A 17006-nucleotide genomic window follows, 5' to 3' on the forward strand; every position below is an offset into this window, starting at 1 on the left:
CGACGACGATCCAACTGGATCTCATCGCGCTTTAGGTAACGACATTGACTGCGACGACCAGATCCTTGCGGCGATGGGGCGCTGTCCATAAATGGACCAGCCTCATCTGCACGTTGTTCATGTTGCTGCTCTGCATCACCGGCCTGCCGCTGATCTTCCACGAGCAGATCGACGATCTCCTGCACAGTCAGGTCAAGCCGGCCGACGTGCCGCCAGGCACGCCGCCGGCCAATCTGGACCGTCTGCTCGGCAACGCGCTGGCGCAGGCGCCGGGAAAGGTGCCTCACTTCCTGATCTGGGATCGCGATGATCCGAGCGCGATGTTCGTCAGCGTCGGCCCGACCATCGATGCCGATCCGACCAACAATTTGCTGATCCGGATGGATACGCACACCGGCGTCTATCTCGATGCGCCCGATGTGACCGGCCGCTTCACTTACATCATGCTGAAGCTGCACACCGACATGTTCGCGGGGCTGCCCGGCAAGCTGTTCCTTGGATTGATGGGGATCCTGTTCTGCGTCGCGATCATCTCCGGCATCGTCGTCTATGCGCCCTCGATGCGGAAGCTGCGCTTCGGCGCCTACCGCGCGCAGCGGACCCGCGTCGTGCGCTGGCTCGACGTCCATAATCTCGCAGGCATCCTGCTCGTCGCCTGGACGCTGGTCGTCGGCTTCACTGGCGTCATCAACACCTGGGCCGATCTCGTGCTCAAGATGTGGCAGTTCGGCCAGCTCGCCGAAATGACCGCGCAGTACAAGGACCGGCCGGTTCCGTCGAAGCTGACCTCGCTGAATGCGGCGGTCGAGGTGGCCACCCATGCGGTGCCCGGCATGACGCCGAGCTTCGTCGCCTTCCCGGGAACCCTGTTCAGCAGCAAGAGCCACTACGCGGTGTTCCTGCACGGCGATACGCCGCTGACCTCGCGGCTGCTGAAGCCGGCGCTGATCGACGCGGAAACCGGCAAGCTGACCGATACAAGGGACATGCCCTGGTATGTGACGACCCTGTTCGTCTCGCAGCCGCTGCATTTCGGCGACTATGGCGGCATGCCGCTCAAGATCGTCTGGGCGCTGCTCGACATCCTGACCATCTTCATTCTGGTGACCGGCGTGTATCTGTGGGTGCGCCGCCGCAAGGCGGGCGTGAGCCAGGAACGCGCGATCGCCAACGCCGCCTCCATCGACAACCCCGCATTATCGTCGTGACGTCAGCATGGTCTCGCATCGTTCATTGACCCAGATCTTCGGCGCCCCGCTCGTCATCGCGATCGTGAGCACGGTCGGATTGATCAGCGCGCTGGTCGGCGACGGCTGGTGGGATGCAGTCTCGTGGGCCGGGCTCGGCCTGCCGGTGCTGCTCTATCTGCTGTTCATCTGGCGGCGCCAGCCGAATTGATTGGGTTGACCTGATCGCGCCTCGAACCGGTCGTGCAATCAGCAAAGCTGGTCCAATCGGAATATGCCGATCCCTGCGGTGTCTCATCCGCGGAGATGCGCAAGAAATCCAACGGGCAATCGAACAAGCAGTCGCGGCCGCGTAAGTGTCTGGCGTGCGGCATCGCGCCGGTGCGCGCGCCGCAGATCATCTGCCACGGTTGCATCGGCACCGCGGCCGCGATCGAGGTCGTTCGCAAGTCCAGAGTGGCGCGGGGACCGGCCAGGAAAGCCAAGGCGTCTGTCGGGCCTCCCCTGAAGAAGCGGCGGCTTCATCTCCGCCGCCCCAAGGCATCTGTCTAGGTGGACGACCAGGTCGTGGACCCAACAACGTGATGGCGCGGCGATGTCATGATGTTCCGCCGTTTCCGCTATGGGCCGCTACCGGCACTCGTCGTCTCGACGGCGTTGTAAGATGACAGGTCTTCACTCCGGGAGCCCCGCCATGCGTAGCGGGTTGACCAATGCGTCCAGGTCGCCTTGTCGACGGTACGGCAGCAGCCTGGCCCAGCGGGCCAAGCTGAAATTGGGGTGGCCCGCCAGCAAGTCGCTTGAGATCATGCGCGCGTCATCTTGCCGGCCGAGATTCCAGAGCGCCGCTATGAGTGTCGACTGCGCGGTCAGCCAGAGCGGCCGCTGCCTCAACACGCGGGAGGCTATATCGTGCGCCGCCACGAAATCTCCGAGATGAAATCTTGCGCGCGCTTCGTCCACCATGGATTCGTTGCGCTCAATCGGACTGAGCCGTTGGGCGTGTTCCTCGTAGAGGACGGCTTTTCGGAAGTTGCCGGCATAGCCGTGGTACATGCCCGCCATGTGATGGGCGTCAGAGCTGCTGGGAGCGAGACTGATCGCCGTTTCTCCTGCTGCCACAGCCTCATCATGACGGCGTTGATAGGTGCGAACATAGCCGATCACCAGGTATGCTTCCCCGAAGCTAGGGTCGGCGGCGAGAGCCCGATCAGCGCAGCCCAGAGCGGCTTGATACGCTTCATTTTCATCCTTGATCCAACCGAATCGCGCCTGGTCTGTCAGGGTAAGACCCAACAAGTAGAGCGCCGGCATAAACGAGGGATTGATCTCCAGCGCTTGTTCAAAAAGCTTCCGGGCCTGTGCATGGGTTTGCCTTGCGAAATTAACGTACAGGGCGCGTCCCTTTAAGACATACTCATAAGCCAGCGGACTGCCCGAGCGTTTTCTCCACACCCTTGCGCGTTCGCCGACCGTCAACTGCACTTCAAGCGCTTCGACGATCTCTTGCGTAATTCGGTCCTGGAGATCGAACACGTCGTCCAGGTCTCCGTCAAAGCGATCCGCCCAGAGATGACCGCCGTCTCGACCATCAATCAACTGCGCCGTCAATCTGATGCGATTGCCGATCTTTCGAACGCTCCCCTCCAGCAGATAGCGAGCACCCAGGATCTGCCCGATTTCGCGAATGTCCCGGTTCTGCCCCTTGAACGCGAAGCTCGAATTGCGAGCTATCACCATCAATTCCTGAATCTTTGACAGGGTCGTAAGGACGTCTTCCGCGATCCCATCCGCGAAATACTCCTGCTCGTTGTCGCCGCTCATGTTCTGAAACGGCAGCACCGCGATGGAGGGCTTTCCCGAAAACGGGCGTACGTGAAGCGATTCGGCGGGAGTTGGATGGCGCTGAGGTGAAGTTCTGGCGCCGATCTTCATTCGCCAGGCGCGGATCGGTTCAGCGATGTTCTTCAGATTCTGTTGGCCCATGTCTTCGAAGGCTGCATCGACCTTGCTCCGGATCTGCCGGTAGGCGTCGTCAGACAGGCATATGCCGCCCGGGTCCGCGATGTTCTCCAGCCGCGCGGCGATGTTGACGCCGTCGCCGAAGATGTCGTCGTTGTCGATGATGATGTCGCCGACGTGAATGCCGATGCGAAATTCGATCCGCTGCTGTTGCGGTGCGGATGCATTAAGCTCCGCCATCCTGCTCTGAACGTCTACAGAGCTGCGCACTGCATCGACGGCGCTGCCGAACTCGACAAGCATACCGTCGCCGGTTGTTTTGACGATGCGGCCTCGATGAGCGGCGATCGTTGGATCAATGAGATTCCTTCTGGCCGCCTTGAGCCGCGCGAGCGTACCTTCCTCGTCCGCTCCCATCAGGCGACTGTAGCCGGCGACATCTGCCGCCAGCACTGCTGCCAGTCGCCTCTCCACTCGCTCGGGCGCCACGGACTACCCTAACTTGGAAGTTCAACCCAGCCAATTAAAGCACGTCGAACTGGCTTCGGGCTAGAGGCCACGCCCTGGCTGACCGTTAGTCGCTAGATCAGCGCTTCCGTGCGCAGCGTCGCCTCGATCTCGTCGAGGATGCGCGCCAGCCGTTCGGCCCATGCGGTCTCGCCGGCCTGGTCGGAGATCAGGTCCTGGCGGATCTCGATGCCCGAATTCATCAGGCCGCGCGTCTCGCCATGCACCGGGATCGTGTAGTCGGTCTCGTCGCTGACCGCATAGGGCTCGTTGTCGCCGACCACGAGATCGCCCTCGGCGCGCAGACGCTTCAGCAGCAGCGGCGGCAGCACCGTGTCGCGGTGATAGAGCGTGCCGATGTGCCAGGGGCGTGCGATGCCGGCGTAGATCGGCGTGAAGCTGTGCAGCGACACCAGCACCGTCGGCAGGCCCTGACGCGCACGCGCGTCGATGATCTCGTCGATGCGTTTGTGATAGGGATCGAAGATCTGCGCGCGGCGCATCTCGGCGGCCTCGCGCGACATGCCTTCATTGCCCGGCACCGTGGTGGCCTCGCTGATCAGCGGGATCGAGCTTGCGACATGCGGCGGACGGTTGCAGTCGATCACGAGCCGCGAATAGCGCTGCGCGATCAAATGCGCGTCGAGCCGCTCCGAGAGCCGGGTTGCGACGCCGGCGATGCCGATATCCCAAGCGATGTGCCGCACCAGCTCATCTTCGGGCAGGCCGAGGTCGCCGAGCGGAGAGGGGATCAGCCTGCCGTAGTGGTCGCAGGTGAACAGGAACGGTGAGCGGCCGCCGGCATTGTGTTCAAGAACCGGTGAAGCGTCGGTGCTCGCGAGCAGGAACGATGGACCGCCTCCGTAATTCAAGGGCTTTTTTCCTCAACTTTGCCTATTCAGGCGGCATGCTGATCTGGAATCGGGCAGCTTTCTCTATAGATTATGCGGTCCGAAATCACGATGATTGTTTGAAGATGCCGCTGCTGACTATTCATCACAAGACCGTTTATCGCTACGCGCGCCCGGTGGCGTTCGGCGAACACCGCATCATGCTGCGGCCCCGTGACGGCCACGATCTGCGCGTGCTCGACAGCGCGCTTGTGATCGATCCACAGCCGATGTCGCTGCGCTGGATCCACGACGTGTTCGGCAACAGCATGGCGATCGCCGCCTTCGACGAGCGCGCGGACACGCTGTCCTTTGTCTCGACCGCCACGGTGGAGCACAATCCCGCCGATAGGTTCGCGCTGACGCCGGACGATCCCGCCTATTTCTATCCGTTCCTCTACGACGATGAGGAATTCCCCGATCTGCAGCAGTTCATCACGCCGCAATATGGCGACCCGAACGGCGAACTGTCGGCCTGGGCGCGGCGCTTCCTCGATGTCGAGGCACCGACGCCGACTTTCAAGATCCTGAGCGGCATGACGCACGGCATCCGCGAGGCGTTCAGCTATCGCAAGCGCTATGAGCAGGGCACCCAGCATCCGCTCGATACGCTGCGCACGCAGTCCGGCACCTGCCGCGACTATGCGCTGTTCATGATCGAGGCGCTGCGCCGGCTCGGCATCGCCGCGCGCTTCGTCTCCGGCTATCTCGCCATGCCGCCCGGCAGCGCGCACGGCTATGTCGGCGGCGGCTCGACCCATGCCTGGGTGCAGGTCTATCTGCCGAGCGCGGGCTGGATCGAGTTCGATCCGACCAATGGCATCGTCGGCACGCGCGATCTGATCCGCGTCGCGGTGGCGCGCGATCCGCGCCAGGCGATCCCGCTGCACGGCGTCTATCTCGGCGCGGCGGATGCCTTTCTCGGCATGGATGTCGACATCAAGGTGGTCTCGGTCGGCGAGAATGCGGAGCAGGAGACGGCCTGACGATGCAGATCAAGGTCGGCTTCGAGATCACCTACACGGCGGCGCAGCCGACCCCGATGGTGATCATGCTGTCGATCCATCCGTCGCGCTACGCCGACATCGTCGGCACCGAGCATCTTTCGACCGAACCGGACGTGCCGATCGGCCTCTATCGCGACGGCTTCGGCAATGTTTGCGGGCGCCTGGTCGCCCCAAGCGGTGCCGTCACCTTTCGCGGCAGCGCGCTGGTGCGGGATTCCGGACTGCCTGACATCGTCAATCCGGCTGCGCAGCAGCTGCCGATCGAGCAATTGCCCGACGATATGCTGCTCTATTTGATGCCGAGCCGCTATTGCGAGACCGACAAGCTGACCGACATTGCCTGGTCGCTGTTCGGCAACACACCGCAAGGCTGGGCGCGGGTGCAGACGATCACCGATTTCGTGCACAACCACGTGACGTTCGGCTACCAGCACGCCCATCACATGAAGTCGGCGCACGACGTGTATGAAAGCCGCGCCGGCGTCTGCCGCGACTTCGCGCATCTGGCGCTCACCTTCTGCCGCTGCATGGGCATTCCGGCGCGCTACTGCACCGGTTATCTCGGCGACATCGGCGTGCCGCCGGACCCCGCGCCGATGGATTTCTCCGGCTGGTTCGAGGTCTATCTGTCGGGCCAGTGGTACACCTTCGATGCCCGCCACAACACGCCGCGGATCGGCCGCATCCTGATGGCGACCGGCCGCGACGCCGCCGACGTCGCCCTCACCACGAGCTTCGGGCGCATGACGCTGACGAAGTTCGTCGTGGTGACCGACGAGGTGGCGGCGGAATGAGGTAGTCCCCGTCATTGCGAGCGGAGCGAAGCAATCCATCTTTGCGGCGGCATGGATTGCTTCGCTTCGCTCGCAATGACATAGAGGGCCATGACCTCCGATCTTCTCTTCGTCTACGGCACGCTGATGCGCGGCTTCGACCATCCGATGGCGAAGCTGCTCGCGGGCAATGCCGAATTCCTCGGGCCGGCGCAGTGCCGCGGCCGGCTCTATCTGGTGAAACATTATCCGGGCCTGGTGGTGTCGGACGATCCCGCCGACATCGTGCATGGCGAACTGTTCCGCTTGCGTGAGCGCGAGGCCATGCTGCGCGAATTCGACATGTACGAGGCCTGCGGCGAAGGCTTTCCGCCGCCGACCGAGTATGTCCGCGAGATGCTCGAGGTCACGCTCGCCGACGGCAGCGTGCACGAGGCGTGGACCTATCTCTACAACTGGCCGGTCACCGAGCTGCCGCGGATCACGTCAGGAAAATTCCTGGAGCATTAGCTGCTTCAGATTTCCCGCATCACGCGGATATCGACTTCGCGCTCGACAAAATTCCATTCCTCGGTCGCGCGCAGCATGCTGACCAGTTCGTCGAACAGGGTGACATGGTCGGGTGCGAACTCGAACCAGGTCAGGAAGTCGAAGGGCATGCCGAGGTCGCGGGAATGAAACAGCTGGCGGGCGATTGCGGGGAGGAATTTGAGGGTGCCGGCGATGTGGTGCGACTTGTCCTCGAAGATCTGGCGGCGCTCCTCCTGGGTGAGCTCCCACCACGCCGCGGATTTCCTGATCGGGATCAGGGCCGCGTGGGTTGCCTCGCTGCGGCCGAGCCCGGCCTGCACGGCTAAGAGCTTCTCCCGCTCCTCCTTCTCGGTGTAGCGCAGATGGCTGGTGACGCCGGCAAGTCGCCATGCGTTCTGCGACGGCAGCAGCGGCAGCGCGATCGACTCGCTCGCAACGATCGACAGCGCCGCGACCTTCGGCAGCGTCTCGCCCTTCACCCGCGTGATGGAGGTGACCTGCCAGCCGCCGCTCTGTCCGCCTCTGAATGTCGTGAACATGGCCTATCCAATCCCGGAAGCGGGAAGGGGGCAAGCTCGCCACACAGGCTCTCCACCGTGGATTTGGGGGTAGCCCGCTCGACGGAGCCGTGACAGGCCAGACCTGTGAATAGCCCGGAAAAGCCCCACATTGTTCGGCATGGCGGGTCGTGCCGCTATATGGCTAACCGGTTGTCTGCGATTCGCCGCCCGAGCCCAAAATCCTGACTGATGCGTTTCACGCCCGAATTCCTCGATGAGCTGCGCGCCCGGCTTCCGGTCTCGGAAGTCGTGGGCAGGCGCGTCAAGCTCAAGAAGGCCGGTCGGGAGTGGAAGGGGCTGTCGCCGTTCCAGCAGGAGAAGACGCCGTCCTTCTTCGTCAATGACCAGAAGCAGGCCTGGTTCGACTTCTCGTCCGGGCTGAACGGCAACATCTTCGACTTCCTGATGAAGACGGAGGGCGTGACTTTCCCCGAGGCGGTGGAACGCCTCGCCGCGATGGCAGGTGTTCCGCTGCCGGCCGTGACGCCCGATACAGCGCGGCACGAGCAGCACCGCCGCACCCTGCATGACGTGATGGAACTGGCGACCAAGTTCTTCGCCGACACGCTGGCTTCGCGGGGCGGCGCCAAGGCGCGCGGCTATCTTGCCGACCGCGCCATCTCGCCGGCGACCCAGCTCCAGTTCCGGATGGGCTATGCGCCGCCGGATCGCTTCGCGCTGAAGGAGCACCTCGGCGGGCAGGGCATCTCCACCGACGACATGGTGGAGGCGGGCCTTCTGATCGGCGGCGAAGATATCCCGGTGCCGTATGATCGCTTTCGCGACCGCGTGATGTTTCCGATCGCGGATGCCCGCGGCCGCGTCATCGCGTTCGGCGGGCGTGCGCTGGAGAAGGACGTTTCGGCAAAGTACCTGAACTCGCCGGAAACCACGTTGTTTCACAAGGGCGACAATCTTTACAATTTGTTCACCGCGCGGCAGGCCGCGCATGACGGCGCGCAGCTGATCGTAGTCGAGGGCTATGTCGACGTCATCGCCATGGTCACGTCGGGTTTTCCCGGCGCCGTCGCACCGCTCGGCACCGCGCTGACCGAGAACCAGCTTGGCCTGCTTTGGAAGATGGTCGACGAGCCGATCCTCTGCTTCGACGGCGACCGCGCCGGGCAGAAGGCGGCGTACCGTGCGGCCGACATCGCCTTGCCGCAGCTCAAGCCCGGCAAGAGCCTGCGGATTGCGCTGCTGCCGGAAGGGCAGGACCCTGACGATCTCGCCCGCTCCGGCGGCCGCGGTGCGATCGAGGACGTGATCTCGGCCGCGCGTCCGCTCGCCGACATGATCTGGTCGCGCGAGATCGAGGGCGGCAATTTCGATACGCCCGAGCGCCGCGCCGCGCTGGAGGCGCGGATCGGCGAGCTCACCAATGGCATCCGCGACGAGGTGGTGCGCCGCTATTACCGGCAGGACCTGCAGGAGCGGCTGCAGCGCAATTTTGCGCCCGAGGGCGGACGCGGCGGTTATGGCCGCGGCGGCTACGGACGGGGCAATTTCGGCGGCGGCCGCGGCGGCGAATCACCCCGCCAGTTTGCCCCCCGGGGACCTGCCCAAAACGGCCGACAAGGAGGCCTGCAAGGCGGCCGGTTCGGTGCCAGGGCCGGCGCCACCCCCGGGATTTCACGGGGTCCCTACCAGGCCGCCAGCCCCCAATTGGCCAACAGCCCGATCATGCGCGGCCAGCGCAGCGCGATCTCCCGCCGCGAGGCCCTGATCCTGCAATCCCTGATCAACCACCCCTGGCTGCTGCACGACCATCTCGAGGAGGTGGCCGCGCTCGAGCTCGCCCATCCCGAGGCCCACAAGCTGCGGGCTGCCGTCATTGCCGCCTTTGCCCATGACCATCACCATTCCCCTGACGCCGAGGAGCAGGCCGAGAAGATGCGGGCCGACCTTGAGGCAGGAGGATTATCGCAGATTCTTCAAAGGGTTGAGCGGGCGATCACAACCCAGGCGGTGTGGGGGGCGCAGATCGGCGCCGCGCGCGAGGATGTTTTATCGACCTGGCGTCAACTCGTTGCCTTGCATCAGAAAACCCACGCCTTACTTAGGGAAAGAAAAGACGCGGAAGCGGCTTTGGCTGATGACTCCAGCGAAGCCAATCTGGCGTGGTTGCAGGATATCCAGGCCCGGATGGCAGAAGCCGACGGGACCGAAGCCCTGATTGAAGGGTTCGGCGAATTATCGGGCCGGTTCCAGCGTAATGTCTGATAACAAAAATGCTGCGGACGGCGCTGGCCGAACCCGCAAAAAGACTCGCCAAATCCATGGTTTGGCTGCAAAAACAGGGTTAAGCGAAACTTAATAGCTACCGTAGCATTTTCAGGCGAAGTGGTTCCCGGTTCGCCGTCAGAAAATGCGTCAGATCTAGATCTGGCGCGTCTTCCGATCGTAAAACCGGTGTCCACTTTTACGGAAGACGCGACGGGCTATTTCAGAACGGAAACCGTCGAGACGGCTCAAAGGGGTGGCGAAAATTGCGCCGCCCTTTGCGCGTCGAGAGTTGATCAGGTGAAATTGTGCGAGGTGCGCGCGTGGCGCCATTTTGCACGACCGCGTTTCGGGAGCTTAGTGAATGGCCACCAAGGCAAAGACGCTGCAGGTTAAGGACAAGGAAAAAGACGACAAGGCAGCGGATGCTCCTGAGAAGGATGCCGCTGACGCGCCGTCGCCGTTGCTCGACCTGTCGGATGCCGCGGTGAAGAAGATGATCAAGCAGGCCAAGAAGCGCGGCTTCGTGACCTTCGATCAGCTCAACGAAGTGCTGCCCTCCGACACCACGTCGCCCGAACAGATCGAAGACATCATGTCGATGCTGTCGGACATGGGCATCAACGTCACCGAGGCCGACGATAGCGAAGGCGAGGACGAGAAGGACGACGGCGACGACGAGACCGATAACGAGCTCGTCGAGGTCACGCAGAAGGCCGTCACCGAGGTCAAGAAGTCGGAGCCCGGCGAGCGCACCGACGATCCCGTGCGCATGTATCTGCGCGAGATGGGCACCGTCGAGCTGCTGTCGCGCGAGGGCGAAATCGCCATTGCCAAGCGCATCGAGGCCGGCCGCGAGGCGATGATCGCGGGCCTCTGCGAAAGCCCGCTGACCTTCCAGGCCATCATCATCTGGCGCGACGAGCTCAACGAAGGAAAGATCTTCCTCCGCGACATCATCGATCTCGAAGCCACCTATGCCGGCCCCGAGTCCAAGGGCGGCATCAATCCGAACCTGATCGGCAACAACGGCGCCGAGGGCGCCGCCGCCGAAGGCAATGGCGGCGATGCGCAAGGCGCAGCGCCGGCCCACGTCGCGCCGCCGGCCGCGCCGCCGTCGCCGACCCCGTTCCGCGCCGCGCCCGCCGGTGGCGAAGCCGCCACCGAGGAGAAGGATCCCGCCGAGGCCGCCGCCGAAGGCGACATGGACGACGACGAGTTCGAGAACCAGATGTCGCTCGCCGCGATCGAGGCCGAGCTGAAGCCGAAGGTGGTCGAGACCTTCGACAAGATCGCATCCGAGTACAAGAAGCTGCGCCGCCTGCAGGAGCAGGACATCGCCAACCAGCTGCAGAGCGAGTCGCTGTCGCCCTCGCAGGAGCGCAAGTACAAGAAGCTGAAGGACGAGATCATCGTCGAGGTGAAGTCGCTGCGCCTCAACCAGGCCCGCATCGATTCGCTGGTCGAGCAGCTCTACGACATCAACAAGAAGCTGGTCTCGTTCGAGGGCCGCCTGCTGCGCCTCGGCGACAGCCACGGCGTCGCGCGCGAGGACTTCCTGCGCAACTACCAGGGGTCCGAGCTCGACCCCCGCTGGCTCAACCGCGTCTCCAAGCTGTCGGCCAAGGGCTGGAAGAACTTCGTCCATCACGAGAAGGACCGCATCAAGGACCTGCGCCACGAGATCCAGTCGCTGGCCGCGCTCACCGGGCTCGAGATCGGCGAATTCCGCAAGATCGTGCACGGCGTGCAGAAGGGCGAGCGCGAGGCCCGTCAGGCCAAGAAGGAGATGGTGGAAGCCAACCTCCGTCTCGTGATCTCGATCGCCAAGAAGTACACCAACCGCGGCCTGCAATTCCTCGACCTGATCCAGGAAGGCAATATCGGCCTGATGAAGGCGGTCGATAAGTTCGAATATCGCCGCGGCTACAAGTTCTCGACCTACGCCACCTGGTGGATACGGCAGGCGATCACCCGCTCGATCGCCGACCAGGCCCGCACCATCCGCATCCCCGTGCACATGATCGAGACGATCAACAAGATCGTCCGCACCTCGCGCCAGATGCTGAACGAGATCGGCCGCGAGCCGACCCCGGAAGAGCTCGCCGAGAAGCTCGGCATGCCCCTCGAGAAGGTCCGCAAGGTCCTCAAGATCGCCAAGGAGCCGCTGTCGCTCGAAACGCCTGTGGGCGATGAAGAGGATTCGCATCTCGGCGATTTCATCGAGGACAAGAACGCGATCCTGCCGATTGATGCTGCGATCCAGTCCAACCTGCGCGAGACCACGACGCGTGTCCTGGCCTCGCTCACCCCCCGCGAGGAGCGCGTGCTGCGCATGCGCTTCGGCATCGGCATGAACACCGATCACACGCTGGAAGAAGTCGGCCAGCAGTTCTCGGTCACCCGCGAACGTATCCGCCAGATCGAAGCCAAGGCGCTGCGCAAGCTGAAGCACCCGTCGCGCTCGCGCAAGCTGCGGAGCTTCCTGGACAACTAATTCTATCGGTATCCATCGAAACGAGAACGGCGGGCCTGAGCCCGCCGTTTTCATTGTGTGCCGAGTATGAGCGACAGCTTGGAGGTGGAAGTCCTCTATCCAGCCTGATGGCGGCGAAGGATTAGCGAAGCGCAAGGGCGTCATCGTGAGGTGGGGTCTGAAGAAAGCGTGGAGCAAAGCCGCGGCCCGATGGACAAACACCGGATAACGAGGCCTACCCGGCCGGACGAGCGAGCAATTGATCGCGAAGTCCAAGGTCATCAAAGGTCGGGGTGGTAAATTCGGCGGGCGTGCGGTGAAGGCGGTCGGTCTTACCTCGGGAGGTCTGCGCTGTGTCTCGGCAACGAGACTGAGACCGTCGCAAGACGGCCTGACCGCAGCGCAGAAGTCAGCCGAGGGCGTAGTAGGCGGCAGCGCGCCGCTGAAGGCCTGAACGGTGGAAGTGGTCAGTAGAGCGGCGATCTCGTGCGAGCCATGCGGCAGAAGAATCAGGTCGAGCTGAACTTGAGCCCCGGAGCGGAGGGTGAAGCCCGAAGCGCCGGCGCCCGAGAGCCTGAAGCGCGTGCGGCGGAAGTCTGTCTCGAACGCCCGGCGGTCGCAGGACCGTCGATGGAAGACGTTGTCGAGAGTGAGAATCTGAAGGCAGCGTTGGCGCAAGTAAAGCGCAACAAGGGCGCGGCGGGCGTCGACGGGATGACCGTCGGCGAGCTGTCAGCCCACCTGAAGGAGCACTGGCCTGCGATCCGAGCCCAGTTGCTTGACGGCACCTACAAGCCACAGCCGGTGCGGCGGGTGGAGATACCGAAGGCGTCGGGCGGCCTGCGGCCGCTCGGCATTCCGACGGTGCTCGACCGCTTGATCCAGCAGGCGGTGATGCAGGTGCTGCAGGCGGATTGGGATAGGACGTTCGCCGAGACGAGCTTCGGCTTTCGGCCGGGGCGCTCGGCACATCGGGCGGTGGAACGGGCGCAGGCGTACATTGCGGCCGGCCACAGCATCGTGGTGGACATCGACCTGGAGAAGTTCTTTGACCGGGTCAACCACGACATCCTGATGGGACTGGTTGCCAAGCGGGTTGCTGACAAGCGCATCCTGAAGCTCATCCGCGCCTTCCTGAATGCGGGTGTGTTGGAAGGAGGGCTGGTCAGTCCGACGGAAGAGGGCACGCCGCAGGGCGGTCCGCTCTCGCCGCTGTTGTCGAACCTGATGCTGGATGTGCTGGACAAGGAACTGGAGAAGCGCGGCCACCGCTTCGTGCGTTACGCCGACGACTGCAACATCTACGTGCGCAGTCAGCGGGCGGGCGAACGGGTGCTGGCTGGCGTCGAGAGGTTCCTCGAAAAGCGCCTCAAGCTCAAGATCAACAAAGCGAAGAGCGCGGTTGCCAAACCGAGTGTTCGCAAGTTCCTGGGCTTCAGCTTCACCGGCGGGCAAGAACCGCGGCGGCGCATCGCGCCGCAGGCACTCGCCCGCTTCAAGGCGAAGGTTCGGGAGCTCACGCGACGCACGCGTGGTCGATGCCTCGTGCAGATCGCCAAAGAACTGTCGACCTACCTGATTGGGTGGCACGGCTACTTCGGCTTCTGTCAAACCCCGTCGGTGTTGCGCGTGCTTGACCAGTGGATCAGGCGACGGTTGCGCGCCGTTGCCTGGAAGCAATGGAAGTATGGACCCGCTCGCTTTGCCGAGTTGCGACGCCGCGGCGTCGGCCGGGATCTGGCGGCGCAAACCGCCGGCAGCCCACGTGGCCCTTGGCGGCTCGCGAACAGCCCCGCGCTCACCATTGCTCTGCCAAACGGCTTCTTTGCCTCACTCGGCTTGGCTTCCGTCGCGGCACGGCGACCCGCATAATCCGCTGAACCGCCGGATACGGACCCGTATGTCCGGTGGTGTGGGAGTTGCGCCTTGCAAGCGCGTTGAAATCTGCCGTCTGAGATGACGGCCACGGCAAAGCCTAGCGAGCGGCCGTGTACCAAGTCTTGCGTGGCGTCCGGTAACGGTCGCTACGAAGCGTAGACAGGGAGGTTGCAGGCCGGAATGAAGTGAACGGGAAGATAGCCCCGAAATCGAACGTGATCGGAGTAGCCGACCCTGTCTCTCAAAGGGGAAGGCGGAATCGCAACCCGCGTCATCGCGAGCGGGCTGAGGTGCTCCCGGGGTTCGTACCGCCAGCATGCAACCAAGGGGATTGACGTGAACAAGGGAGATCCGTCCGGTTCAAGCGCAAGCTTGTAGGACCTGCCAAGCCGATGAGGTGAGAAGGGTCTGATGACCGGGTGGAAGTCAGACTGACTGATAGTACTCGGAGGTCGGGAGAGCCGACTACATGGGGAAGCGGTCAGCGGTAGTTGAATTGTTCTTGGGCGACATGGGCTCCATTCAACGGGAGTCACGGCCTTCTATCCTAAGAGAAGATCAGCTGACCATGGAAACGAAACTTGAACAAATAGCAGTGAAAGCTCGGCGCGAGCCAAATCTTCGCTTCACCTCGTTGGCCCATCACATCACGCGCGACCGAGTGCAAAAGAATCTATTACAGATTCCGAAGCGCTCCGCCGCCGGGGTGGACGGACAGACGGTGGAGGCGGCGAGGGAGAGCTTCGACGGATGGATCGAGCCGATGCTCCAATCCATCCACCGACAGGGATATCGGGCGCCGAACATTCGGCGTGTCTATATCCCCAAGCCCGGTAAGACGGAGAAGCGCCCCCTCGGGGTTCCAACTGTCGCCGACCGGGCCCTCCAGCGCAGCACGGCTGAGGTGTTGTCCGCCATCTACGAGCAGGACTTCTTGCCCAGCTCGTTCGGCGGCAGGCCGAAGCTCAGCGCCCATCACGCCTTGGCGACCCTCAATGAGGTCATCGCCGGCGGCATGATCAGCTGGGTGTTGGAGGCGGACTTGAAGAACTTCTTCGGGAGTCTCGATCATGATTGGGTCCTCCGGTTTGTCGAACATCGAGTCGGTGATCCGCGCCTGATCAGCTTGATCCGGCGCTGGTTGAAAGCGGGTGTCTTGGAAGACGGAGCAGTGCATCCGAGCGAACAAGGAACGCCACAAGGCGGATCGATCAGTGTGCTTTTGAGCAACCTCTACCTTCATTACGTTCTCGACCTCTGGTTCGAACGCGTGGTGAAGGGTCGGTTGCGGGGCGAAGCCCGACTTTTGCGCTATATCGACGACTTTGTGATCTGCTTCCAATATCGATCGGACGCCATCCGCGTACAGGAGGCCCTGCGTCTTCGGTTGGGGAAGTTCGGCCTCACTCTAGAGCCGACCAAGACCAAGTTGGTCGAGTTTGGTCGGTTCGCGCAAAGACACGCGGGCAAACGCGGCAGAAACCGCCCGGAAACAATCTACTTTCTGGGGCTGACGCTCTATTGCACGCGAAACCAAAGAGGCAACTTCAAGGTTGGGATGCGTACCGAGAAATCTCGGCTAAAGCGCAGCCTCATGTCTCTGCAGGAGCTGATGCGGCGAATACGGCATTACAAGATCAGTGACCAGGCCGATGAAATCAACGTCGTCCTGCGCGGCCACTATGGCTATTACGGCGTCGCCGGAAATCTCCGGAGCCTCGTAAAAGTTTATCGGGCAGTGGAGCGTTACTGGCGCGGAATGCTGCGCAGCCGCAGCTGGGCAGGCCGACGCCTCACTTGGGACGCCTTCAACCAAATCAAAGAACGGACACCGTTGCTGAAGCCTAAGCTGCGCCTCCCTTATCGGGAGCTGCAGGCGCTTGCGGTGCTGTGAACCAACTGTCGAAGAGCGTCGGTGCGGGAAATCCGCACGCCACGTTCTGTGGGAACCGGGGGCGGGCGACCGCCTCCGGTGACCCGGTGGGCGGAGCCGCGAGGCTTCCCCCTATCCCGATTTCCCACCTTAAAGGCGGCAAAATTTCCAGACATTGAGAAGAGCGGACGAAAATTGTTGCATGACGCTGGAGTCCACGAATGAGCCCTTCCGGAGCTTTGATCGCGATCCTGCCGTGTAATGACCTCGATGCGTCGGAGCGGTTCTACAATCGGCTGGGCTTTGCGCGCCCGGACAGCGAAAGGCCTGCTCCGGGAGAGCCCGACACCTATCGGATGCTGTCGAACGGGAAGGGCGGATATCTACATCTGACGGACGCGGTCGAGGGATGGCTCACGCCGGGCAGAAACCCGTTTGGGCTTTATTTCTACCTCGATAGCGTTGATGCCGCCGCGCGCGAATTTCAGCAATCACCCGAAGACAAACCGTGGGGGATGTACGAATTTGCGATCTCTGACCCGGATGAAACGTTAGTCCGTGTCGGTTGGCCAACCCGTCTCCGCGCCGGGGCGCAATAAATCGTCTGCAACTGGCCCATCGTGACATGTTGTGCTGCTGCAGTCACTTGGTCGCTATGGGAGCAAAGCGGCTGCCGAGTTTATAGGTACACGGCCTCGTCGCGAGCGTGAATAGCGCGCTCGCTGCTGATCGCGATCCTCGATCCCGAGGCTTGCGCGCGCTACTTCTTCTTCGCGCCGACGCGCTCGATGGACTTGATCTCGAGCGGCGAGCGGCCGCCCTTTTCGGCGATCTCGCGGTCCTGCTCGCGCAGGAAGGCGCGCACCGGCTCGTCGCCGTCGAGCCCGCCAATGAGCTCCGACGGCACGCGGCGGTTGGAGCGCTGCGAGCCGTCTTCATAGAAGACGTTGAAGAAGGCGAATTCGCCTTTGGGATTGGTCCCGGGTTTTTTCGGCATGCGCGGCTTGTCCCCGATCGGGGCGGCGCTGTCAAAGCAAATCGCCCGCGCCCGTGCGCCGGTCTGCCCTGCGCGATGGGGTTGCGTGCGACCCTTGCGCAACGTCGGGCGCAGTTCGGCCCGGCATGCGCTCGCGGCGCCC

General features: G+C 63.1%; 15 protein-coding genes. 11 read left to right on the forward strand and 4 right to left on the reverse strand.

The features are described from left to right. Positions 1 to 119 precede the first annotated feature (119 nt). The 3 genes from ACE10X_RS08485 to ACE10X_RS08495 are packed head-to-tail and all read left to right on the forward strand — an operon-like array spanning position 120 to position 1739. Positions 120 to 1208 (forward strand): PepSY-associated TM helix domain-containing protein, encoded by a 1089-nt coding sequence (locus ACE10X_RS08485; RefSeq protein WP_244435916.1) that lies wholly within the window; start codon positions 120 to 122, stop codon positions 1206 to 1208. Positions 1209 to 1215: 7 nt separating this feature from the next. Further along, positions 1216 to 1398: a hypothetical protein gene (locus ACE10X_RS08490; protein ID WP_038386847.1), complete on the forward strand. Its 183-nt coding sequence runs from the start codon at positions 1216 to 1218 to the stop codon at positions 1396 to 1398. A 32-nt stretch (positions 1399 to 1430) separates the two neighbouring features. Beyond that, the gene (locus ACE10X_RS08495) at positions 1431 to 1739 is read left to right on the forward strand and encodes a hypothetical protein (protein ID WP_038386846.1); all 309 of its coding nucleotides are present in this window, start codon (positions 1431 to 1433) and stop codon (positions 1737 to 1739) included. A gap of 123 nt (positions 1740 to 1862) precedes the next feature. Here ACE10X_RS08495 and ACE10X_RS08500 read toward each other — a convergent pair whose 3' ends face one another. Continuing rightward, positions 1863 to 3602 (reverse strand): adenylate/guanylate cyclase domain-containing protein, encoded by a 1740-nt coding sequence (locus ACE10X_RS08500; RefSeq protein WP_244435915.1) that lies wholly within the window; start codon positions 3600 to 3602, stop codon positions 1863 to 1865. Positions 3603 to 3730: 128 nt separating this feature from the next. Then, positions 3731 to 4528, reverse strand: a complete 798-nt coding sequence (locus tag ACE10X_RS08505; RefSeq protein WP_038386845.1) for an N-formylglutamate amidohydrolase — start codon at positions 4526 to 4528, stop codon at positions 3731 to 3733. A 104-nt stretch (positions 4529 to 4632) separates the two neighbouring features. On the opposite strand from ACE10X_RS08505, the gene ACE10X_RS08510 reads away from it, so the two are divergent. The 3 genes from ACE10X_RS08510 (at position 4633) to ACE10X_RS08520 (ending at position 6836) form a co-directional block, all read left to right on the forward strand. Further along, positions 4633 to 5532 carry a transglutaminase family protein gene (locus ACE10X_RS08510; protein ID WP_038386862.1) on the forward strand — a complete coding sequence of 300 codons (900 nt, stop codon included), beginning with the start codon at positions 4633 to 4635 and terminating at the stop codon, positions 5530 to 5532. 2 nt (positions 5533 to 5534) lie between these two features. Next, a complete protein-coding gene (locus ACE10X_RS08515; protein WP_038386844.1) occupies positions 5535 to 6347 on the forward strand; it encodes a transglutaminase family protein in 813 nt (270 codons plus the stop codon). A gap of 90 nt (positions 6348 to 6437) precedes the next feature. Further along, on the forward strand, positions 6438 to 6836 hold the full coding sequence (locus ACE10X_RS08520) for a gamma-glutamylcyclotransferase (RefSeq protein ID WP_038386843.1): 399 nt from the start codon (positions 6438 to 6440) through the stop codon (positions 6834 to 6836). Positions 6837 to 6841: 5 nt separating this feature from the next. Here the strand turns inward: ACE10X_RS08520 and ACE10X_RS08525 are convergent, their stop codons facing one another. Then, the gene (locus ACE10X_RS08525) at positions 6842 to 7396 is read right to left on the reverse strand and encodes a chlorite dismutase family protein (RefSeq protein ID WP_038386842.1); all 555 of its coding nucleotides are present in this window, start codon (positions 7394 to 7396) and stop codon (positions 6842 to 6844) included. Between the two features lie 210 nt (positions 7397 to 7606). Here ACE10X_RS08525 and dnaG point away from each other — a divergent pair, with 210 nt between their 5' ends. The 5 genes from dnaG (at position 7607) to ACE10X_RS08550 (ending at position 16466) form a co-directional block, all read left to right on the forward strand. Next, complete coding sequence (gene dnaG, locus ACE10X_RS08530; RefSeq protein ID WP_375764161.1) at positions 7607 to 9640, forward strand: DNA primase; 2034 nt, start codon at positions 7607 to 7609, stop codon at positions 9638 to 9640. A gap of 364 nt (positions 9641 to 10004) precedes the next feature. Further along, entirely contained in the window at positions 10005 to 12137 is a 2133-nt protein-coding gene (gene rpoD / locus ACE10X_RS08535) for an RNA polymerase sigma factor RpoD (protein ID WP_038386840.1), read from the forward strand. Positions 12138 to 12611: 474 nt separating this feature from the next. Beyond that, a complete protein-coding gene (gene ltrA / locus ACE10X_RS08540) occupies positions 12612 to 13988 on the forward strand; it encodes a group II intron reverse transcriptase/maturase (RefSeq protein WP_028144467.1) in 1377 nt (458 codons plus the stop codon). A gap of 574 nt (positions 13989 to 14562) precedes the next feature. After that, on the forward strand, positions 14563 to 15888 hold the full coding sequence (gene ltrA / locus ACE10X_RS08545; RefSeq protein WP_375763020.1) for a group II intron reverse transcriptase/maturase: 1326 nt from the start codon (positions 14563 to 14565) through the stop codon (positions 15886 to 15888). A gap of 200 nt (positions 15889 to 16088) precedes the next feature. Further along, positions 16089 to 16466 (forward strand): VOC family protein, encoded by a 378-nt coding sequence (locus ACE10X_RS08550; RefSeq protein WP_038386839.1) that lies wholly within the window; start codon positions 16089 to 16091, stop codon positions 16464 to 16466. Between the two features lie 161 nt (positions 16467 to 16627). Here ACE10X_RS08550 and ACE10X_RS08555 read toward each other — a convergent pair whose 3' ends face one another. After that, a complete protein-coding gene (locus ACE10X_RS08555; RefSeq protein ID WP_038386838.1) occupies positions 16628 to 16864 on the reverse strand; it encodes a hypothetical protein in 237 nt (78 codons plus the stop codon). Between the last annotated feature and the right edge of the window lie 142 nt (positions 16865 to 17006).

It is taken from the genome of Bradyrhizobium sp. Pha-3 (assembly GCF_042258325.1).
Taxonomy (GTDB): domain Bacteria; phylum Pseudomonadota; class Alphaproteobacteria; order Rhizobiales; family Xanthobacteraceae; genus Bradyrhizobium; species Bradyrhizobium elkanii.